The organism is Streptantibioticus parmotrematis (genome assembly GCF_019890615.1).
GTDB classification, from domain to species: domain Bacteria; phylum Actinomycetota; class Actinomycetes; order Streptomycetales; family Streptomycetaceae; genus Streptantibioticus_D; species Streptantibioticus_D parmotrematis.
The window spans coordinates 1-19,026 of the sequence record NZ_JAINVZ010000044.1 but is presented as its reverse complement, the minus strand read 5'-3'; the positions used below and the strand labels follow the sequence as shown (position 1 = coordinate 19,026).

Annotated in this window: 20 protein-coding genes; 12 read left to right on the top strand and 8 right to left on the bottom strand. The window is 74.1% G+C overall.

Annotated elements, in window-relative coordinates; genetic code table 11:
* The 4 genes from K7472_RS31805 to K7472_RS31790 all read left to right on the top strand — a co-directional run.
* Nucleotides 1-1,368 (top strand): LCP family protein (locus K7472_RS31805; RefSeq protein ID WP_252396578.1); only part of this gene is annotated, 1,368 nt, incomplete at its 5' end.
* 48 nt (nucleotides 1,369-1,416) lie between these two features.
* On the top strand, nucleotides 1,417-1,755 hold the full coding sequence (locus tag K7472_RS31800; RefSeq protein WP_222982659.1) for an ArsR/SmtB family transcription factor: 339 nt from the start codon (nucleotides 1,417-1,419) through the stop codon (nucleotides 1,753-1,755).
* 87 nt (nucleotides 1,756-1,842) lie between these two features.
* Nucleotides 1,843-2,361 (top strand): GNAT family N-acetyltransferase, encoded by a 519-nt coding sequence (locus K7472_RS31795; RefSeq protein ID WP_222982658.1) that lies wholly within the window; start codon nucleotides 1,843-1,845, stop codon nucleotides 2,359-2,361.
* Nucleotides 2,362-2,465: 104 nt separating this feature from the next.
* The gene (locus K7472_RS31790; protein WP_222982657.1) at nucleotides 2,466-3,029 is read left to right on the top strand and encodes a hypothetical protein; all 564 of its coding nucleotides are present in this window, start codon (nucleotides 2,466-2,468) and stop codon (nucleotides 3,027-3,029) included.
* A 43-nt stretch (nucleotides 3,030-3,072) separates the two neighbouring features.
* On the opposite strand, the gene K7472_RS31785 is transcribed toward K7472_RS31790, so the two are convergent.
* Nucleotides 3,073-3,996: a TolB family protein gene (locus tag K7472_RS31785; protein WP_222982656.1), complete on the bottom strand. Its 924-nt coding sequence runs from the start codon at nucleotides 3,994-3,996 to the stop codon at nucleotides 3,073-3,075.
* A 137-nt stretch (nucleotides 3,997-4,133) separates the two neighbouring features.
* The gene (locus tag K7472_RS31780) at nucleotides 4,134-5,057 is read right to left on the bottom strand and encodes a DMT family transporter (protein WP_222982655.1); all 924 of its coding nucleotides are present in this window, start codon (nucleotides 5,055-5,057) and stop codon (nucleotides 4,134-4,136) included.
* 413 nt (nucleotides 5,058-5,470) lie between these two features.
* On the opposite strand from K7472_RS31780, the gene K7472_RS31775 reads away from it, so the two are divergent.
* The gene (locus tag K7472_RS31775) at nucleotides 5,471-6,328 is read left to right on the top strand and encodes an SDR family NAD(P)-dependent oxidoreductase (protein ID WP_222982654.1); all 858 of its coding nucleotides are present in this window, start codon (nucleotides 5,471-5,473) and stop codon (nucleotides 6,326-6,328) included.
* Between the two features lie 21 nt (nucleotides 6,329-6,349).
* On the opposite strand, the gene K7472_RS33315 is transcribed toward K7472_RS31775, so the two are convergent.
* Nucleotides 6,350-7,477, bottom strand: coding sequence for an MGDG synthase family glycosyltransferase (locus K7472_RS33315; RefSeq protein ID WP_308014178.1), 1,128 nt, complete (start codon nucleotides 7,475-7,477; stop codon nucleotides 6,350-6,352).
* A 157-nt stretch (nucleotides 7,478-7,634) separates the two neighbouring features.
* On the opposite strand from K7472_RS33315, the gene K7472_RS31765 reads away from it, so the two are divergent.
* Entirely contained in the window at nucleotides 7,635-8,405 is a 771-nt protein-coding gene (locus K7472_RS31765; protein WP_372458154.1) for a polysaccharide deacetylase family protein, read from the top strand.
* An 82-nt stretch (nucleotides 8,406-8,487) separates the two neighbouring features.
* Nucleotides 8,488-9,015 carry a hypothetical protein gene (locus K7472_RS31760; RefSeq protein ID WP_222982653.1) on the top strand — a complete coding sequence of 176 codons (528 nt, stop codon included), beginning with the start codon at nucleotides 8,488-8,490 and terminating at the stop codon, nucleotides 9,013-9,015.
* A gap of 53 nt (nucleotides 9,016-9,068) precedes the next feature.
* Here the strand turns inward: K7472_RS31760 and K7472_RS31755 are convergent, their stop codons facing one another.
* The 5 genes from K7472_RS31755 to K7472_RS31735 form a co-directional block, all read right to left on the bottom strand.
* The gene (locus K7472_RS31755; RefSeq protein WP_222982652.1) at nucleotides 9,069-10,118 is read right to left on the bottom strand and encodes a glutathione S-transferase family protein; all 1,050 of its coding nucleotides are present in this window, start codon (nucleotides 10,116-10,118) and stop codon (nucleotides 9,069-9,071) included.
* Between the two features lie 179 nt (nucleotides 10,119-10,297).
* A complete protein-coding gene (locus K7472_RS31750) occupies nucleotides 10,298-10,504 on the bottom strand; it encodes a cold-shock protein (RefSeq protein WP_222982651.1) in 207 nt (68 codons plus the stop codon).
* A gap of 221 nt (nucleotides 10,505-10,725) precedes the next feature.
* Nucleotides 10,726-11,505 (bottom strand): LytR C-terminal domain-containing protein, encoded by a 780-nt coding sequence (locus K7472_RS33310; RefSeq protein WP_222982650.1) that lies wholly within the window; start codon nucleotides 11,503-11,505, stop codon nucleotides 10,726-10,728.
* Between the two features lie 91 nt (nucleotides 11,506-11,596).
* Nucleotides 11,597-13,009 carry a HAMP domain-containing sensor histidine kinase gene (locus tag K7472_RS31740; RefSeq protein WP_222982649.1) on the bottom strand — a complete coding sequence of 471 codons (1,413 nt, stop codon included), beginning with the start codon at nucleotides 13,007-13,009 and terminating at the stop codon, nucleotides 11,597-11,599.
* Entirely contained in the window at nucleotides 13,006-13,737 is a 732-nt protein-coding gene (locus K7472_RS31735) for a response regulator transcription factor (protein ID WP_222982647.1), read from the bottom strand. The genes K7472_RS31740 and K7472_RS31735 overlap by 4 nt, the downstream gene beginning before the upstream one ends.
* 140 nt (nucleotides 13,738-13,877) lie before the next feature.
* Between K7472_RS31735 and K7472_RS33105 the strand changes: the two genes are divergently transcribed.
* The 5 genes from K7472_RS33105 to K7472_RS31710 all read left to right on the top strand — a co-directional run.
* Nucleotides 13,878-14,429: a hypothetical protein gene (locus K7472_RS33105; protein WP_252396577.1), complete on the top strand. Its 552-nt coding sequence runs from the start codon at nucleotides 13,878-13,880 to the stop codon at nucleotides 14,427-14,429.
* Nucleotides 14,430-14,648: 219 nt separating this feature from the next.
* Complete coding sequence (locus K7472_RS31725) at nucleotides 14,649-15,473, top strand: CAP domain-containing protein (protein WP_222982645.1); 825 nt, start codon at nucleotides 14,649-14,651, stop codon at nucleotides 15,471-15,473.
* Between the two features lie 360 nt (nucleotides 15,474-15,833).
* On the top strand, nucleotides 15,834-16,256 hold the full coding sequence (locus tag K7472_RS31720) for a DUF805 domain-containing protein (RefSeq protein ID WP_222982644.1): 423 nt from the start codon (nucleotides 15,834-15,836) through the stop codon (nucleotides 16,254-16,256).
* A gap of 162 nt (nucleotides 16,257-16,418) precedes the next feature.
* Nucleotides 16,419-17,741 (top strand): hypothetical protein, encoded by a 1,323-nt coding sequence (locus K7472_RS31715; protein WP_222982641.1) that lies wholly within the window; start codon nucleotides 16,419-16,421, stop codon nucleotides 17,739-17,741.
* 176 nt (nucleotides 17,742-17,917) lie between these two features.
* Nucleotides 17,918-19,026: deoxyribodipyrimidine photo-lyase (locus tag K7472_RS31710; protein WP_222982640.1), on the top strand; the 1,109-nt coding region annotated here is incomplete at its 3' end.

Here is a 19,026-nt window from a genome sequence, read left to right as displayed (position 1 = left end):
CCCATCAACGTGCTGGTGATCGGCTCGGACGCGCGGGACACCGCGGCCGACTGCAAGCTCGGCGGGGACTGCAACGACGGCGGTGCCAACGCCGACGTCGAAATGGTCCTGCACGTGTCGGCCGACCGCTCCAACGCCACCGTGATGAGCGTGCCGCGCGACACCGTCACCCAACTGCCCTCCTGCACCGACTCCAAGACCGGCCAGCAGGTCCCGGCGCAGACCGGAATGATCAACAGCGCGCTGGAGCACGGCCCTTCGTGCCAGGTCGCCGCGGTTCACCAGCTCACCGGGATACCCATCGACCACTTCATGATGGTCGACTTCGGCGGCGTGGTGAACATGTCCGACGCCATCGGCGGTGTGCCGGTCTGCGTCGACAGCAACGTCTACGACACCTACTCGCACCTGAAGCTGGCGAAGGGCACCCACACCCTCAAGGGCGTCTCCGCCCTGGAGTTCCTGCGCTCCCGGCACGGCTTCGGCACCGGCAGCGACCTGGGCCGCACGGTCGCCCAGCACATCTTCCTCTCCTCCATGGTCCGCACCCTCAAGAGCGCGGGCACCCTGACCAACCCGTCCGACCTGTACGGCCTCGCCAACGCCGCCACCAAAGCACTGACCGTCGACACCGGCCTGGACAGCATCACCAAACTCCTCGGCTTCGCCGACGACCTCAACAAAGTCCCCTCCGACCGCATCACCTTCACCACCATGCAGACCGAGCCGGATCCCAACAACCAGGACCGCGTCATCGTGGCCCCCTCCGCGCAGAACCTGCTGAACACCATCGCCAACGACCAGTCGCTCACCACGGGCAGCGGTGGCAAGTCGGCCGCCGCGGGAGCCACCGCCTCGTCCGCGCCCTCCACCACGCCCGCCGTGCCCGACGCGCAGATCGCCGTCACGGTGGAGAACGGCGGCGGCATCACCGGCCGCGCCTCCGACATCGCCACCGCGCTGGTGGGCGACGGCTTCAGCCCCCAGACCGGCTCCGCCAACGCCCCCGCACCCACCTCCACCACCACCGTGCGATACCCGGCCGGCAAACAGGCCGAGGCCCAAGCCGTGGCGAGCGCGCTGCGCATCCCGAGCAGCGCCCTGCACCAGGACAGCGGTGTGTCCGGGGTGACCGTGCTGATCGGCTCCGACTGGAGCAGCGGCACCACCTACCCCGCCGGCGCAGGCGGAGGAAAGCCCGCCCCCGCCGACACCAAGGCCGCCGTGCAGGGCGCCAACGCGCAGAACGCGGGCTCCTCCTCGTGCGCCCAGGTCAGCACGTTCAAGACGGTCGAGGTCAACGGCGTCCCGATGACACCGAGCGAGGCCTACGCGGCCAGCCCCGACGTCCCCAACTCGGCGCCGTGAGGCGGACGTCGAGGACCGGGCGACGGTGGCGAAGGGGGGACGGGGACGATGCCGGATGACAGAGCCGAGGGGCTGACCGACACCACGCTGCAACAGGCGGCGGAGGCCTTCGGGCTCCTCGCCTCGCCGGTACGGCTGCACATCGTGCACACCCTGCTGGAGGCGGACAGTGACGTCTCCCGCATCGCCGACCGGGTGGACGCCGCGCTGCCCGCCGTCAGCCAGCACCTGGCCAAACTGAAGCTGGCCGGCATAGTCCGCTCCAGCCGCCAGGGCCGCCACCACGTCTACTCCCTGACCGACCGCCGCATAGGCGCCATCACGGCCCTGGCCATAGCCCTCACCACAGACCCCAACACCCCACTGACCAACCGCAACACGGCCTGACGGGGCGGACGCCCCCTGCCTGTCCCGACCGCGGCGTTCGCAGGAAATCCACCGCACGGGCGGTGTGCCTTCGGCTACGGTGCCGGGATGGTGTCGGTGCGCGAGATGACGGAGGCGGACATCCCCGCCGTGAGCACGATCCGCGTGGCGGGCTGGCGGTCCGCCTACGCGGAGATCGTGCCGCGCTCCTATCTGGATGCCATGTCGGCCGAACAGGACGCGCGGCAGCGGCGTTCCTGGTTCGGCCGCCCGCGCGGGCGGGTGAGCGACCTGGTGGCGGTGGACGAGAGCGGTCGGGTGTCCGGCTGGGTCTGCCTGGGGCCGTACCGGGGCGACGGCCCGCCGCCGCAACGGAGCGGTGAGATCTACGCGCTCTACGTACGGCCGGAACTGATCGGCACCGGCGTCGGCCGCGCCCTGACGGACGCCGCCCACCTGCGCGCCGCCGAACTCGGCTTCAGCACAACCTGGTTGTGGGTCCTGAAGGACAACACCCGGGCACGGCGCTTCTACGAACACGCGGGGTACACCGCGGACGGCGCGGTCACCAGTGACGACTACGACGGGATCCCGCTGGAGGAGGTCCGCTACGTCCGGTACCCCTGACCCCTGGCCCGCCGGTGGACGGCTTCCGTTTCGTGGGGTGGGGCTGATAGGGATGGGCGGTGCGATTTCAGAGTGTGCCCATGCCTCCTGCTGTCAGTGTGCCCATGCCTCCTGCTGTCGGTGAGCGGCCCCGGGACGGTCGTGGGTATCCGGTTCCCGCGATCACGCCGTGGGAAGAGGGCGAACCGCAGTTCGCGCTCACCGACTTCGAGCGCAGCGCGGTCTGCGCGCGGGAGCGGCGGTGCTCGGTGTGCGACCGTCCGATGGCGGAGGGGCCGGTGTGGCGGGTGGTGGGCGCCTCGGAGAGCGCCGCGATCGCCGAGGCGCTAGACGTGGGACGGCCGTACCGGAACCTCGCGCCGACCTCGGAGGGGCCGGGCCACCGCGCCTGCATGCTGTACGCCTCGATGGTGTGTCCCTACCTCGCCCGTCCCAACGCTCGGCGCACCACGTCCGCCGAGCGGGCCGACGAGCTGACCGCCCACGTCGTGCGGGGTGCCGCACGCGGTACGGAGGGCGCGGTCGTGGGATTCGCCGAGTACGAGTACGCGGTCACCGCCGACCAGGTGCTGTTCCGCTTCCTTCAGGTGGTGGAGTTCCTGCCGCACGACACCTCCGACATCCACCTGGACGAGCTGCGGGCCGAACTCGCCCGGCAGGCGCGGTGATCGCGCCGCCCGGACGGGTCCGGCCCGCCTCGGATCCGCGGACTCAGCCCCGGTAGGCCGCCAGTCCGGTCACCGAAGTGGCCTTCGCGGGGCTGCCGGAGCCGTTGGCCGGCATCGTCACCGTGCCGCTCGGCGTGCGCACCGCGAGGGTCGTGCCGTCCGGGGACCAGGCGGGCTCGGTGTAGTCGACGGTGGTGTCGCGCGGGGTGAGGTCCTTGACGGCGGAGTGGTCCAGGTCCTCGCTGAAGATGTGGTCGTGGCCCGCGACGGACCGTACGAACACCACGTCGTCGCCGTTCGGGGACAGCGCGGGCTCGGAGCCCGCGGTCAGTACCGCGCCCATCTGCCGCAGGTTGTCGTCGCGCACGTAGACGTCGCCGGTGGTGCTGTTGGCGTAGACGGAGGTCCCGGCGGTGCCCGCCGCGCTCGGCCACTGGTTGCCGGTCTGCGGCAGCGCCTTCTCCCCGAACTCGGAGTTCAGCGACAGCATCTCGGGCGTGCCGTGGTGCGCGGTGGCGGTCACCGTCTCCAGCCTGTTCACGCCCTTGACGGACGCGGTGAAGATGAGGTTGTCCTTCGCGGCCAGGCCGTCGCCGGGCACCGCGGGCGAGACCTGCCAGGTGGGGTGCGACCAGGTCTGGCCGCCCGGGTTCACCGCGACGACGACACGGCCGGCGCCGGTCGGGCCGGTGACGACGAGGTTGCCGGAGCCGTCCACGAACGCGGCCTTGGAACCGTCGGGCGACCAGGACAGGTCCCTGACGACCACCCCGAAGTCCACCCACTTGCCGCCGATCAGAACGTCCTTGGTGCCGTTGCTGACGGTCAGGGTGCCGTGTGAGGCGGCGGTGGTGCCCGAGGCGTCCTTGGCCTCGGCGGAGCCGGTGCCGAGCAGGACGCCACCGGTGACGGCGGCGGCGACCGCGATGGCGACCGCGGTGGTGCGGATACGGGTGCGAGCGGACATCGTGTGGTTCCCCCCAGGAACGGACAGCTGTGATGTGTGGAACGAGCGTGACAGCGCGCCGTTCCCGGACTGTCCAGCCGCCGTCACAGGATCGCAACAGCGGTTCCGGCGCGGCGTCCGCCGCCACCGCGTCGCACTCAGGGCCGTCGCGCGGTCGCGTCCTCGGCGCGGGCGCGAGGAGCCGTCTCGTCGGTCTCCACGGTGAGCAGCGGCGAGCGGGCCAGCACCAGTACCGAGGCGACGATGAGGGCGGCACCCAGCAGGGCGAAGGCGGTGTCCCACCCCCCGCGTACGTCCTCGCCGAAGACCAGTACGCCCCACAGCACCGACAGCAGCGGGTCGGAGAGGGTCAGTCCCGGCTGCGCGGCCAGCAGGCGCCCGGCGTGCATGGCGGACTGGAGCAGGAACATCGCCACCAGCCCGGTCACCGCCATGGCGTACAGCTGCCAGGCGGTCAGGATCGCCGTGAATCCGTCCGCGTACCGGCTCATCGCGCCCTTCATCAGGGCCGCCGCGAGGCCGAAGAGCGATCCGGCGGCGACTCCGAAGGCCGCGGCGGCCCGGCTGCCGGAGGCGGGGTCGTCCCCCGAGGACTCGGCGCGACGGCCCCAGGCGACGGTGCCGCCCGCCACGGCGAGGGTGAGCAGCACGGCGGTGAGCCACACGTACGGGCTCACCCGATTGGCGTCACCGCCGCCCGGGGCGAGGAAGTAGAGCATCACCGCGAGTCCGGCCGTCATCCCGAGGACGCAGGCCCACTCCCTGCGGTGCAGCCGTCCGTGGAAGACCCGGGAGGCCAGCAGCAAGGCGAGCGGCAGTTCGAAGACCAGGACCGGTTCGACGACGGCGAGCGCGCCCACGGTCAGGGCGGCGGCCTGCAGGACGAACCCGGCGATGACGGCGAGGAAGCCGCTGATCCACACCGGGTCGCGCAGGAGGGGGGCGACCCGGGCGACGCTCAGGCTGCCGTGCTCCCCCAGGCCCCGGTTCGCCTTGCGCTGGAGCACCGACGCAGCGGCGTTGGCGCACGCGGCGAGCAGGGCCAGGGCGTAGGTGAGCACGCGGGTGGTCTCCCTCGGCATCCCTTCGGGACCGGCCGGGCGGCGCATCGGTGTGCGCCGCGCTGTGCCGGGGGCGGGCCCTCGCGGACGGGCCGCCGTGCTCACCCGTCCGGGCCGCGCCCGTCTTCGCAGTATTTCCACCGGCGGCGATCCACGCGACTCGGCGGACCCGAGCGCGCCCTGGCGGTCCTCGTCCCGGGCTCCCGGACGCGCCCCGCCGTGCTCGGGTCCGGCTCCCCTACGGCCTGCGCCGTGCTCCGGCCCCGGCTCCCGCTCGGCTCCCACCCGGCGAGAACGTCCGTTCTTGCCTAGCGTGGTGACCGTCCGCGCGCCGAGCCCGGCCGATCGCCTCGCGGCGGTCCGCCGCCCGGATCCGGTGCGCGGAGTGTCCGGTGCGGGACTGAGGAGAGCCGATGACCCACCATCTGCCGACGGGCGGCACCGTGTCCGCCGCCGCGGCGGGACCGCACGCGGCGGCCCGTCCGCTCCCCGAGAGGCCCCCGCGCCGCACTCCGGGCGGCACGCCACCGCCCGCCGTGCTGGTGACCGGCGCCTCGTCCGGCATCGGGGCGGCGGTGGCCCGGCGGCTGGCGGCGGCCGGAGCGTGCGAGCTGCTGCTCAACGGCCGGGACGCGCAACGGCTCTCGGCGGTCGCCGCGGCGACCGGCGGCCTGGCGATGCCCGGCGACCTGACCACGCTGGAGGGCGCCCGCGAGCTGGCGGAGCGCGCGGAACGGCACCTCGGGCGGCTGGACGTGCTGGTCGCCTCCGCGGGCGTCGGCTGGTGCGGCCCCTTCGCCCAGATGCCGCCCGACGCGGTCGACCGCCTGCTCGCGGTGAACCTGGCGGCGCCGCTGCACATGGTGCGGTCGCTGCTGCCCGGCATGCTGCGGCGGAACGCGGGCCACGTGGTGCTGGTCGCCTCGATCGCGGGGGCGGTCGGGGTGGGCGGGGAGGCGGTGTACTCGGCGACCAAGGCCGCGTTGTGCTCCTTCGCCGACGGGCTGCGCTACGAGCTGCGGGACACCGGGGTCCGGGTCTCCGTGCTGGTGCCGGGCGCGGTGGACACGCCGTTCTTCGCCCGGCGCGGCGCGCCGTACACCCGGCGCCATCCGCGCACGGTTCCTCCGGAACGAGTGGCCGAGCAGGTCCACCGGGCCCTGCTGCGCCCGCGCGACGAGGTCTTCGTCCCCGGCTGGCTGCGGCTCCCCGCCCGGCTGCACGGGGCCGCGCCGGTCGTCTTCCGCAGGCTGGCGGAACGCTTCGGCTGAGTGGGAGAGGGGCGGAACGCGTCAGTCGGCGGCCGGCCCCTGCGGATCCTCCGTGACCAGCCGCTCCGCGTCCGCCGCCACCCGCGCCGCGTCGGCGACGAACACCTCGCGGCCCGCCGCCACCCGCCGCTCCCGCTTCCGGCTGTCCGCGGTCAGCACGTCCAGTTCGCGCAGCAGTTCCCACTCGTCGCGCGCGTACGAGGTCAGACCCGCCTCGGCCATCCGCCGGGCGCCGTCCGCGCCGTGGCCGGGGATGGGCCGGTAGCTCACCACCGGCACCCCGGCCGCCAGCGCCTGCGCCGCGGTCTGCCCGGCCGCGTTCTCCACGACGGCCCGCACCGCGCCCAGCAGCGCGGGCATGTCGGTCACCCAGCCGAGCCCCAGCACGCCCCGGACCGCGTTCATCCGTCGCCGCAGCCGTTCGTTGCGCCCGCACAGCACGACCGGCAGGTAGCCCGCGGCGGCGAGCAGGGCCGCGGTGCGCTCCAGCCGTGACCCCACGCCCCACGCGCCGCTGGAGACCACCACCGGCACGCGGTCCGGCGCCGCCCGCGCGAACCGCCGTTCGTACCCGTCCGCCGCCACCGCGTCCGGGGGCGCGAGGAAGGCGGGAGGGACCACGGGACCGACCTGGACGGGGCGCCGCCCGCCCCGCCGCGCGACCTCGTCGGCGGCTTCGCGGGTGGGGCACAGGTGGACGTCGTTGCCGGGGTGGAGCCACTGCCGGTGCACGGCGAAGTCGGTGATCAGCACGACGCTCGGCGCCCGCAGCACCCCGCGCTCGCGCAGCCGTCCGGCGACCTGCGCGGCCAGGTGGAAGGTGGAGATCACGGTGGCCGGGGGCCGGTCCCGCAGTGCCCGGCCGAGCGCGAGGGCGGCGGGCGCCGCGACCGGGCCGGTGCCGCCGCGCAGCCGTCCGCGCGGTACGAAGAAGCCGCGGTAGATCGCGTCGTAGACCAGCGGCGCGTGGCCGACCATGCCCGCGTAGAAGCACCGCAGTCCGGTGCCGAGGCCGAACGGGAGCATCCGCAGGACGTCCGCGGTCTCCACCGAATGGCCCTGCCGCGTCAGCCGCCGGGCGAGTTCGGCGGCGACCGCGTCGTGTCCGGAGCCCATCCCCGCGCTGAGGATGACGAACCTGCGTTCCACCTGCTCACCGCCCTGCCGCCCGAGGTCTGACGCCGCGTCGCCACCGCGGTCCGGGAGGCGTGAGGGCGTCCCGGACCGGCGCGTGACTGTCCCCATGCTGGTGCCTGCCGCCCGCGACGGCCAGCGGACCGGCGCCCGGCCGCGCCACACTGGTGACGTGGATCTCCCTCCCCCGGCCGGGGCCCGCGGCCTCCCGTCCGGCACCGTCGCCGCCCCCGCCGCGCTCACCGCGCTGGGCGTGGCGGCCTGGCACGTGCTGCCCGCGGCCACCTGGCTGCCGCCGGTGCGGCGCGCCCTGTGGCCCGCGCTGCACGGCGTGGGCGACCCCGGCCATGTCGCGCTGACCTTCGACGACGGGCCGGACCCGGACAGCACGCCGCGTTTCCTCGACGCGCTGGACCGGTTGGGGGTGCGGGCGACGTTCTTCCTGCTGGGTTCGGCGCTGGCGCGGGCCCCGCAGATCGGGCGGACGCTGGTGGCCGCGGGGCACGAGGTGGCGGTGCACGGCTGGGAGCACCGGCGGCCGTGGCGCCCGGCGCCGTCGCGGGACCGGCAGGAGGTGCGCCGGGCCGTGGAGACCGTGCGGGAGGTCTGCGGCACCGAGCCGCGCTGGTACCGGCCGCCCTACGGCATCCTCACCGGGGGTCTGTGGACGGCGTCGCGGCTCGCGGGTCTGCGGCCCGTGCTGTGGTCGGCGTGGGGCCGCGACTGGGAGGCGGGGGCGACACCCGCGAGCGTGCTGCGCACGGTGCTGGGCGAGTTGCGCGGCGGCGGGACCGTGCTGTTGCACGACACCGACCACGCCTCGGCCCCCGGCTCCTGGCGCGTCACCCTTGAGGCGCTGCCGCTCCTGGTCGACCGCTGCCGCGAACTCGGGTGGCGGGTGGGCCCGTTGGAGGACCATCTGGCCGACCCGCGGCCGGCGTGACGGGCGTCCGTCAGGGACGGACGCGGCGTGTCGCGGGGGACCCGGGTCGGAGCGCCTCGGGCGTGGTTCGCATAATGCAACGATGAACGCGAATGGCGTACGCGCCCGAACCGCTGTCGTGGCCGTGGTGGTCGCCGCCCTGGTGCCCCTCGCGGCGGGCTGCTCGCGCAGTGAGCCCGACACCGCCGGGTCGACCGTTCCCACCGGTCAGGCGACCGAGGGTGCCTCCACCCCGGGCCGGATGACCGTCCAGGAGAACGGCGCCGACCTGGCGATCACCGACGCGGTGGCCCACCTCGACGGCAAGGGCGACGGCCGGCTGACCCTGAAGGTGCGCAACCTCGACGGCGTGCCGGAGCACCTGGCCATGGTCGGCGTCCCCGACGGCGGGCGCGGCACCCTGGTCGGCGGGAAGCACGGCAACGGGTCGATCTCCACCGCCGGGATCCTGGTGGAGAACGGCACCACCCTCGACTTCGGCGCCCCGGGCGGCCCGCAGATCCTGCTGAACGGCGTCCAGGGCGTCACCTCGGCGCACACCCTGCCGCTGGCCGTGCAGTTCGGGGTGGCGGGCATGATCCACCTCCAGGCGCGCGTCAGCGCTTCCTGAGGCGTTCGCCGGCCGGGTGCGTCGCCCGGATCGGGCGGATCGGGTCGGGCGGGTCAGGCGGCCGCCACGCCGGGCGGCCTGCCGGATTCGGGCACCCGCTCGGCGACCGGCGGTGGCCCCGGCGGCGTGCCGTCGCCGAACGGCCTGCCGCCCAGCGCCTCACGGGCGTGCGGCGTCAGCCAGCCGGTCAGGTCGGGCCCGACCGGCACGATCCGGCGCGGGTTGATGCCGGTGTGCACCATGTAGTAGTGCCGCTTGATGTGGTCGAAGTCGACCGTGTCGCCGAAGCCCGGCGTCTGGTAGAGGTCGCGGACGTAGCCCCACAGCACGGGGTCCTCGGCGAGCTTGGAGCGGTTGCACTTGAAGTGGCCGTGGTAGACGGCGTCGAAGCGCACCAGCGTGGTGAACAGCCTGATGTCCGCCTCGGTGAGGGAGCGGCCGACCAGGTAGCGGCGGTCCGCCAGCCGCTCGGAGAGCCAGTCGAGACGGCGGAAGACGTCGCGGTAGGCACCCTCGTACTCCTCCTGGCTCATGGCGAAACCGGCACGGTAGACGCCGTTGTTGACGTCCCGGTAGACGCCCTCCATGACCTCGTCGATCTCGTCGCGCAGCTCCTGCGGGTACAGGTCGGGGGCGCCGGGCCGGTGCAGCGCGGTCCATTCGGTCGCGAAGTCCAGGGTGATGCGCTGGTAGTCGTTGGTCACCAGCCGGCCGCTGGGCACGTCCACGACCGCCGGAACGCTCACGCCGCCCGGATAGTCCTTCTCGCGGGCGTCGTACGCCTCGCTGAGGAAGCGGATGCCCAGCACGGGGTCGCGCCCGTCCGGGTCGAGGGTGAAGCGCCAGCTGCGGTCGTCCTGCAACGGGTCGACGACGGCGAGCGAGATCGCCTCCTCCAGGCCGAGCAGCCGTCGGGAGACCAGCGCGCGGCTCGCCCAGGGGCAGGCCCGGCTCGCCACCAGGCGGTATCGGCCCGCCTCGACCGGCCAGCCGTCCCGGCCGTCCGCGGTGATCCGGTCGGCGAAGTGGCTCTTCGACCGCTTGAAGCTCTTCCTGCCGTACTCGGTGTTGCCGCCCTCGCCCGGGCTGTCCGGCGCGCTCATGGTTCGCTCCTCGCCTCACACGGTCCGCTGCCCAGTCTGGTACGGGCGAAGCGCGCGGGCCGCCCGGCGGGGGCCGACCGCGTGGCGGGGCCGGTCGGTGCCCCGGCGCGGTCCTGTCCGTGAACGCGGTCCGGCCGCGTCCACCGCCGAGGCGGACGCGGCCGGAGGCCGAAGGCCGGTCAGCTGTTGCGGACGATGTTCTCCGCCTGCGGGCCCTTCTGTCCCTGCGTCACGTCGAAGGTGACCCGCTCACCTTCGATCAGCTCGCGGAAACCGGTCGCGCTGATGTTGGAGTAGTGCGCGAAGACGTCCGGGGCGCCGTCGTCGGGAGAGATGAAGCCGAAGCCCTTTTCGGCGTTGAACCACTTCACCGTGCCACTGGCCATGCTGTTCGTGTCCTTCGTCCAAGCAGGAAGCCGACCCGGTCCCGGGCCCGGCCCCGGGCGCCTCCTTAGACGCCCGGATGCCTTACTACCCCGTCGGCCCCCGCATCTATCCGGATTCCACGCTTCGGCGTCCACGGATACGTGACGTCACGCCCTGGCCTTGACCGCACGCGCCGACGCTGCGCGGCCCGACGCTGGTCAGGGGTGGTGCGAGCCGGGGCTCAGCCGCCCAGGGCCCCCGCCCCCGGCGCGCAGCCCGTCGGCGTGCTCGGGGCGGCGGGTCGTGCCAGGGGCTTGCCGACGCCCTGGAAGTCCTTGCCGAGCGTGAGGGTCATCGGATCGCGCAGGCCGGTGCCCTTGCCGGTGGCGTGGAAGACGGAGGCCGGCAGGTGCATGGTGGCGGCGAGGGTGCGGGCCTGGTCGGCGTGGTCGGGGGCGTAGACCACGGAGGTGGTCGCGGTCTGCTTGGTCAGTCCCCCGTTGCTGGTCCGCAGGAAGCCCGCGGTGTTCTGCATCCACGTCAACACCGTCTCCGCGGAGCCGAACTGGCCGCTGCCGTCCAGCACCGTGACCCGGACGTCGATCGGCTGCGCCTTCGCGCCCGCCGGAATGCCGCTCGGGGCACTGGTGGCCGGGGAAGCGGCGGGGGTCGCGGAACAGCTCGGTGTGGCGGCGGAGCCCTTGGCGTCGGAGCCGCTTCCGCCGCCGAGGGTGAGGTAGCCGATGGTCCCGGCCAGCGCCAGCGCGACCACCACCGGTACGGCGATCACCCAGCCGCGGGCCTTCCGTTCGCGCGGCGCCCGTCGTGAACGCCCGCCCTGGGGTCTGCCCAACGCATCGGGGGAGCCGGAAGGGCCTGGAGAACGCGGGAAGTCGGACGGGCTCGACGGTGCCGCCACCCGCTCGCCCGGCAGCCGCAGGCGGTACTCACCGGTGGCCGGGTCGAGGACCCAGCTGTCGGCGGGATCGGGTTCGTCGCCGCTGGTGTGTGGTGGTTGCACGAGTCGTCGTCCCCTTCGCGTCCTTCACGGCTCACCGCCGGCCGGTGCGCGGTCCACCGCCGCCCGGCCCTCCCCCGCCGCGCCCATGATCTCAGTCGTCCACCCGCCGCCCGCGCCGCCGCCTGCGCAGCGCGCGCGGCACCCGTCCGGAGGCGGGCGCGGCGGCGAGGCCGAAGGTCACCACGACCCGGGCCCCGCCAAGCCTGGCACTGCTGCCTATGTGTACGGAACCGCGGGTAGCCGTGGCGGCACGCCGGGCGATGTCCAGGCCGAGTCCGGTGGACGCCGCGCTCGCGCCGCGCGCCATCGCGCCGTCCGGATCGGGGATGCCGGGCCCGGCGTCCTCCACGGTCAGCGTGACGGACTGCGCCGCGCGCTCCAGCCGTACGGCGAAGGCGGTGCCGGGGCCGGTGTAGCGGAACACGTTGCCGACCAGCGCGTCGATGACGGCGGCCAGGTCGTCCTCCGGCAGTTCGACCGGCGCGTCCTCGGCGGTGACGGTCACCTCGCAGGGGCGGTCCTGCTGCTGGGCGAGCACGGACCAGAAGCCCGCCCTGCGGCCGACCACCTCACCGGCGGCGCAGTGGTCGGCGGGCAGCGGGGCACGGGCGCCGAGCAGCGGCCGCCGCCGGGCTGCGGGGGCGCGCAGGTTGAGCCCCATCGGCCCGACGGCGAGCGGCGTGCGGGCGGTCGTGATGATGGAGTGCAGTTCGGACTCCAACTGGTCGATCGCGGCGGTGATCCGGGTGGAGTCCTGCGTCGGGCCCATCCGTTCGACGGCGAGGTGCAGCACGGTCAGCGGGGTGCGCAGCCGGTGGGAGAGGTCGGCGACCAGTTCGCGTTCGGTGGCGAGCAGTTCGAGCATCCGGTCGGCCATGGCGTTGAACGCCAGCCCCGCTTCGTGGAGTTCGGGCGGGCCGAGCGGCTCGACGCGGGTGTCGAGGTCGCCGCGGCCCAGTGCGAGCGCGGCGCGCGACAGGCCGCGCGAGGAGCGCACGACGCGGGCCGCGAGCCGGTCGGCGACCAGCACCGAGCCGACGACCAGGCCGAGGGCGAGCACCGCCATCACGCACCACGAGACGGCGACCCCCCGGGTCAGGTCGGAGTGCGGCACGAACTCCTCGACCACCGCGACCCGGCCCTGTCCGAGCACGACGGGTTGCAGGTAGTCCCATCCGGTGGGGATGGTCTGCGCGATGGACTCGCTGTCGTGCTCGGCGCGGGCCAGCAGCGCGGGCGGCGCGTGGCTGGTGCCGATGAGCTGGCCGCCGGGCAGGTGGATGCTGAGGTGGTCGGAGGGGTCGACCCCGGAAGCGGCTTCGCGCAGTTGGGGCGGGTCGGTGGTGAGGGTCAGCACGGGGGCGACGGCGGCGGCGCGTTGCTCGGCGGCGGTGATGCTCTGGTTGCGCGCCTCGGAACGCACCAGCAGCGCCAGTGGTATCAGGAAGGAGAGCGCCACCATCGTGGTGACGGCGAGCGCGACCCCGGCGAGGGTGCGTCTCAACGCGGCTCCACCAGCTTGATGCCCACGCCGCGCACGGTCAGCAGGTAACGGGGCCGGGAGGCGGTCTCCCCGAGTTTGCGGCGCAGCGCGGACAGGTGCACGTTCACGGTCTGGTCGTCGACGTAGGGCTCGCGCCACACCTCGGTCAGCAGGCGCTGCTTCGACACGACCTGTCCGGCGTGCGCCGCGAGGTAGGCGAGCAGGTCGAACTCCCGCCGGGTGAGCCTCAGTTCGCGGTCGGACAGCACGGCGGTGCGGGCCAGCGGGTCCACCAGCAGGTCGCCGACGCGCACCGGGCCGCGGCCCGCGGTGGGGGCGTCGTGCAGCGGACCGCCCGCCTCCGGCACGCCCCCGTACCCCATGGCCTGCTCCACCCTGCGCAGCACCGCGGCGAGCCGGGCCGCCAACTGGCCGCCGGAGAACGGCTTGACGAGGTAGTCGTCGGCGCCCGCGTTCAGCAGCCGGATGATCTCGGCATCGTCGTCGCGCGCGGTCACCACCAGCACCGGCACCTGCGAGATGCCCCGGATCATCCGCAACGCGTCGCTGCCGTCCAGGTCGGGCAGTCCGAGGTCGAGGATGACGGCGTCCAGCCTGCCCTGGGTCACCTCGCGCAGCCCGCCGAAGGCGTCGGCCGCGCTGCGCACGACGTGCCCGCAACCGGTCAGCACCTCGATGAGCGAGGTGCGGATCCCCGGGTCGTCTTCCACGACAAGGACGCTGGCCATGGCGCACAAGGTAGCGGATCGGCCTCGGTGGCACCGCCCCGGCCGCCGGCCGCCCGAAATGGGATCGCAAGGTGGGATTCGGTGGGGCCCGTGCGGGGACTCGTCGGCGGGCGGCGCGGGGGATCGGCCATCATGGGCGCGTGCCCCGGTCGTTGCGCTACCTCCTGGTCTGGCTGTCCTGTACGGCCCTCACCGTCACCGCGGTCTTCCTCGCGGTGCGCTTCGTGGTGGGATCCACCTCGCCCCTGCCGCCGACCGCACCCGCGATGCCCAGCGCCCTCGCGGACGCCTCGGCGTCACCGGAGATCGGCACCGCGGTGGCGCTGCCCAGCAGATCGGCGCCGGTGTCACCGTCGTCGCACCCGACGCCGCCGAGCCCCTCGCCGTCACACCGTTCGCCGTCCCCGCACCCGTCGTCGGCGCCGCCCTCGCAGGGCTACCAGGGCTCGGACTGCGACGGCGGGGTGGGCGTGCACACCGTGCAGTCGGTGGGCGGCCAGGTCACCGTGCGCATGGGATCGAACGCGGTCTGTCTCATCTCGGCCGTGCCCGCGCAGGGGTTCACCACGAGCACGGACCAGTCGGGGCCGGACACCCTGGAGGTCACCTTCTCCAGTTCCGACCACCGCTCCGAGATCACCGCCTCGATCGATCCGGAAGCGCGCCTGGCCACGCGCGAGACATCGTGGTGAGCTCCCGGACGACCTGACGCACCTGAAGCTCCTGACACAGGCGACCCGACACACCTGATACACCGTCAAATCCGTCCGGGTTACGGTCGGTAACGAAACAGGGCATGCGGCCTTCCTTAGCGGAACCTAAAGTTGTCCGTTCCATCCCTTTCGTTCTCGGCGGAGGGCCTAGGTTCGGTCACCTCAGACACCCCCGAACTCGCTGAGGTAACCCCCGCCATGACCTCTGATCCCCGCGTCGGCTCCCCCACCGGTCAGCCCGCACGGCACCGTGCCCGGCGCCCGCGCCGTACCCGGATCGTGCTGGCCGGGGCCGCCGCGGTCGCCGCACTCGGCGGCGGCACGGCCTTCGCCTGCATGGGCGGCTCGTCCGGCGGCCACCCCGCCGCGGCGCACCGGCCGGATCCGGCGGTGCACCTGATACCGGCGTCCTCGGCCCCCAGCGCGCCGCCCGCGCAGATATCCGCCACCCGCAGACCGACCGCGCACCCGGCCCCCACGCACCACCGCCCCACCCCCACGGCGGCCCCCACGCACACCCCGACCACGCGTCCCGCGCCGGTCAACTCGCCCACGACGGGCGGTGGTTCCGGATCGGGCGGCACCGGTGCCACCGCGAACGGCGAGGCGGTGCAGCAGGTCCTCGCGCTCATCAACAAGGCACGCGCCGCCCAGGGCCTCGCGCCCTACACACTGCTGAGCGGTCTGTCCCGCGCCGCGGCCGCGCACAACCAGGTGATGGCGGACGGCTGCGGCCTGTCCCACCAGTGCCCCGGCGAACCGCCGTTCTACGAGCGCGACCGCGCCCAGGGCGTCCCGTCCGGCGCGGGCGGCGAGAACATCGGCGAGGGCGGTCCGATGGACGACACCCAGCAGGCGATCGCCTCGATGGCCGTGAACCTCACCCAGGGCATGCTCAACGAACAGCCCCCGGACGACGGGCACCGCCGCAACATCCTCAGCTCCACGTACACCCACATCGGCATCGCCGTCCTGCGCGACAGCTCCGGAACCGTCTGGATGACGCAGGACTTCTCCCAATAGCCGCCGACGGCCCTGAGGACACCGGGTGCGGTTCGCGTCGAGTCGTCGTGACCGGACGGACTCCGCTGATCGGGTTCGAACCCCCCACCGAACCCCCGCCCCCCACCCCCGGCGTCCTCAGGGCCGATCGGCATTCCCCACTTCCTGTCTTCCCTCTTTCGCGTGCTCGCGTCTTCGCCCGACTCCCAACTCCCGGCTTGCCGCCCGCCGCGACGAAACAGGTCAGTCGGCATGATTCTGGGCGCCTTCGTGCCAGGGCTTTGACCTGCGGCCCGTCCAGGCCGTACGTTCGCCTCCCGTTGCCACGACGCGGCGGGGGAAAGCCGCCCGCACCGGGCCGTTCACTTGGGGGAATCGCACATGCAGTGGTATCTGCAAGCCCTGCGGAGCTACGCCGACTTCAGTGGTCGCGCACGCCGTAAGGAGTACTGGCTCTTCGCCCTGTTCAACTTCCTCATCCTGGCCGTGCTGTACGGCGTCGGCCTGGCGGTGGCCAAGCCCATCGCCATCCTGGGCGTGGTGTACGAACTGGGCGTGCTCGTGCCGAGCCTCGCCGTGATCTGGCGTCGCCTGCACGACACCGGCCGGTCCGGCGGCTGGTTCTTCATCTCACTGGTCCCCCTGGTCGGCGGCATCATCCTGCTCGTCTTCGTGTGCAGCGACAGCCAGGCCGGGGCCAACCAGTACGGCCCGAACCCCAAGGAGGCGGCGCCGTACGGCTATCCGCCGGCCGGTGGCTACCCGCAGCAGGGCTACCCCCAGGGCGGCTACCCGCAGTCCTGACATCGCGGTCCCCGCGCCCGCCCGCCACCGTGCTCCACGGGTGGCGGGCGGGCACCTTTCCGGTCAGAACCCTTGAGGGCGAGGCCAGTTCGGGCCGAAGAGCCGGGGGTGGTCCCGGGCTCCGTTGCGGCGGGTCGGGCGGTTACCGGATACCGTGCGGGTATGGGGATCAATGGGGGTCCGGGAGCGGCTCTGCTGGTGGCGGCCTCGCCCGTGGGGCGGGCTCGGCTGATCGACGCGTCGACGGCGCTGCCCGCGCTGGGGGCGGTGCCGCCCCAGGTGCTGTGCGGCAGCGTCGCGGGCGGTGGCGTCGTGGAGCTGGTCGATCCGTTCGACCCGCACGCGGTGCTCTCGCACCTGCGCACCGCCGCCGCGGCCCCCGGCCCGCTGCTGGTCCACTTCGTCGGTCAGCTGCTCTTCGACTCCCGCCAGCGGCTGCCGCACCTGGGCCTGGCCCGCACCACACCCGCCACCGTGCGCTACAGCGCGTTGCCCTGGCACCTGCTCGTCGCCGAACTCCGCGACCGGGGCCCCGACCGGCCCACCGCCGTGGTGGTCGACCTGGTCGCCGATGCCAGGGCGTGGCCCATGGTGACCGAGCGGCCGGAACTCCTGGCACGGGACGTCGAGTTGTACGGCGTGGTGAGTCCGCCGCCCGCCAGGAAGTCCGTCGCGCAGCCGCTCTACAGCCGGGCGTTGGCGGAAGTGCTGCGCGCGGTCGGTGAGCGGCCGCCGCTGGACGAGCTGCACGCGTACGTCGTCGGGCAGGCGCTCACGGCCGGGCTGGACGAGAGCGCGCTGCGTTTCGGCGGAAGCCCGGGCCGGGTGCCCGTTCCGTTCGTGCCGACGGCACCGGTCCCGGCCGTCCTGGCACCGGCACCGGTCCCCGTTCCGGTGTCGCCCACGACGTCCGATCCCGCGTCGCCCACCGCTTCCGGTCAGGCGCCGGCCGCGATCCCCACGCCCTCCCTGGTACCGGTGCCGTCCGGCGCCACCGTGCGGGCCACCGCGCCCGCGGCCCTGCCCGCGCAGCCGTCCCGGCCCGCCGTGGAGGCCGCGCCGACGGATCCGCACCCCGTCATCTGGGCCGCCGCTCACGCCGGGCGGCACACGGAGGCGGCGGCCGTCGTCGCGGCCTGGGAGCAGCAGGCGTGGCGGACGTTCGGGTCCGGGTCCCCCGAGGCGATCCACTGGATAGAGGTGCGCGCGGTGCTGGCCAGGATCGCGGGTGACCCGGGGAACGCCTGCGAGTTGTGGGTGGCCGCCGCCAACGCCCGCCTCGCCCGCGGCGAGACGGGCCGGCATCCCGAGGTGCTGGGCGCGGTCGACCGGGCCCAGGCCGAGTGGCAGGAGATCCGGGACCCGTCCCGTGCCCGCGCTCTCGCCGCCACGCTGGTCCCGCTGCGGCGTGCCGCGCCCGGCGGACGGCCGGAGGCGCTGGCCGTGCTGGAGCGTCAACTGGCGGCCGGACCGCAGGCGTTATGACCCCCGTCGGACGACTGCGCCGAGGGCCCTCGCCGGGCGACCGCGGGGCACGGACGCCGGGGTCCGACAGGCCCGGGGCGCGCCGCCTGCGCCGTGTGTGACGTGCGATGCCGGACACTACGACGCGACGGGGAGCACCCCCACTCCCGCTCCCCCGTGGCTTCGAGGAGCAGCGCATGAGCGTCTCGGTCGTCCTGTTCACCTGCGACCTGCGGCTGCACGACCATCCGCCGTTGCGTGCCGCACTGCGCGCGGCCGACTCCGTGGTGCCGCTGTTCGTGTACGACCGTGACGTGGAGCGGGCGGGCTTCGCCGCCGCCAACCGCCGGGCCTTCCTCGCCGACTGCCTGACCGCCCTCGACGCGGGCCTGCGCGACCGCGGCGGGCGTCTGGTCGTCCGCGACGGCGACGTGGTCGAGGAGGTCTGCGCGGTGGTCGCCGAGGCGGACGCGTCCGAGGTGCACGTGTCCGCCGACGTCAGCGCGTACGCGCAGCGACGCGAACGGCGCCTGCGGCGGGCGCTGGAGTCGCGGGGGTGCGCGCTGCACGTGCACGACGACGTGGCCGAGGCGCTCGCCCCCGGCGCGGTCGTGCCGGACGCCAAGGACCACTTCGCCGTCTTCACCCCGTACTTCCGGCGCTGGTCGGCCGAGCGGCAACGCGACGTCATCGCCGCGCCGCGTTCGGTCCGCGTACCGAACGGCGTCGGCTCGGGCGAGGTGACACCGCGCGGCAAGGTCCCCGGTGTCTCACCGGGGCTGGCGGCGGGCGGCGAGGACGAGGGCCGCAGGCTGCTGACCGCCTGGCGGCGCGGTGGGCTCGCGGCGTACGAGGACCGCCACGACGACCTGGCCGGTGACGCCACCTCGCGCCTGTCCCCGCATCTGCACTTCGGCACGCTCTCCCCGGTGGAGGTCGTCGCCCGGTCCCGGGACGCGGGCGGACCCGGTGCCGAGGCGTTCGTCCGCCAGGTGGCGTGGCGGGACTTCAACCGGCAGGTGCTGGCGGCCCGGCCGGACGCCTCCCACGACGACTACCGCCCGCGCCACGACCGTTGGCGTTCGCAGCGGTCGGCGCGCGAGGAGGTCGAGGCGTGGAAGGACGGCCGCACCGGCTATCCGGTGGTCGACGCGGCGATGCGCCAGTTGCGGCACGAGGGCTGGATGCACAACCGCGGCCGTCTGCTGACCGCCTCGTTCCTGGCCAAGACGCTCTACGTGGACTGGCGGGGGGGGGCCCCCCACCTCCTTGGTCTGCCCGGGGGCGGGGGCGTGGGCAACAACCA

Excerpts from the sequence above, each read along its gene's own strand:
- K7472_RS31800 (WP_222982659.1), top strand. The coding sequence starts at position 1,417 with ATGCCGGATGACAGAGCCGAGGGGCTGACCGACACCACGCTGCAACAG.
- K7472_RS31795 (WP_222982658.1), top strand. The coding sequence starts at position 1,843 with ATGGTGTCGGTGCGCGAGATGACGGAGGCGGACATCCCCGCCGTGAGC.
- K7472_RS31790 (WP_222982657.1), top strand. The coding sequence starts at position 2,466 with ATGCCTCCTGCTGTCGGTGAGCGGCCCCGGGACGGTCGTGGGTATCCG.
- K7472_RS31785 (WP_222982656.1), bottom strand. The coding sequence starts at position 3,996 with ATGTCCGCTCGCACCCGTATCCGCACCACCGCGGTCGCCATCGCGGTC.
- K7472_RS31775 (WP_222982654.1), top strand. The coding sequence starts at position 5,471 with ATGACCCACCATCTGCCGACGGGCGGCACCGTGTCCGCCGCCGCGGCG.
- K7472_RS31760 (WP_222982653.1), top strand. The coding sequence starts at position 8,488 with ATGAACGCGAATGGCGTACGCGCCCGAACCGCTGTCGTGGCCGTGGTG.
- K7472_RS31755 (WP_222982652.1), bottom strand. The coding sequence starts at position 10,118 with ATGAGCGCGCCGGACAGCCCGGGCGAGGGCGGCAACACCGAGTACGGC.
- K7472_RS31750 (WP_222982651.1), bottom strand. The coding sequence starts at position 10,504 with ATGGCCAGTGGCACGGTGAAGTGGTTCAACGCCGAAAAGGGCTTCGGC.
- K7472_RS31735 (WP_222982647.1), bottom strand. The coding sequence starts at position 13,737 with ATGGCCAGCGTCCTTGTCGTGGAAGACGACCCGGGGATCCGCACCTCG.
- K7472_RS31725 (WP_222982645.1), top strand. The coding sequence starts at position 14,649 with ATGACCTCTGATCCCCGCGTCGGCTCCCCCACCGGTCAGCCCGCACGG.
- K7472_RS31720 (WP_222982644.1), top strand. The coding sequence starts at position 15,834 with ATGCAGTGGTATCTGCAAGCCCTGCGGAGCTACGCCGACTTCAGTGGT.
- K7472_RS31715 (WP_222982641.1), top strand. The coding sequence starts at position 16,419 with ATGGGGATCAATGGGGGTCCGGGAGCGGCTCTGCTGGTGGCGGCCTCG.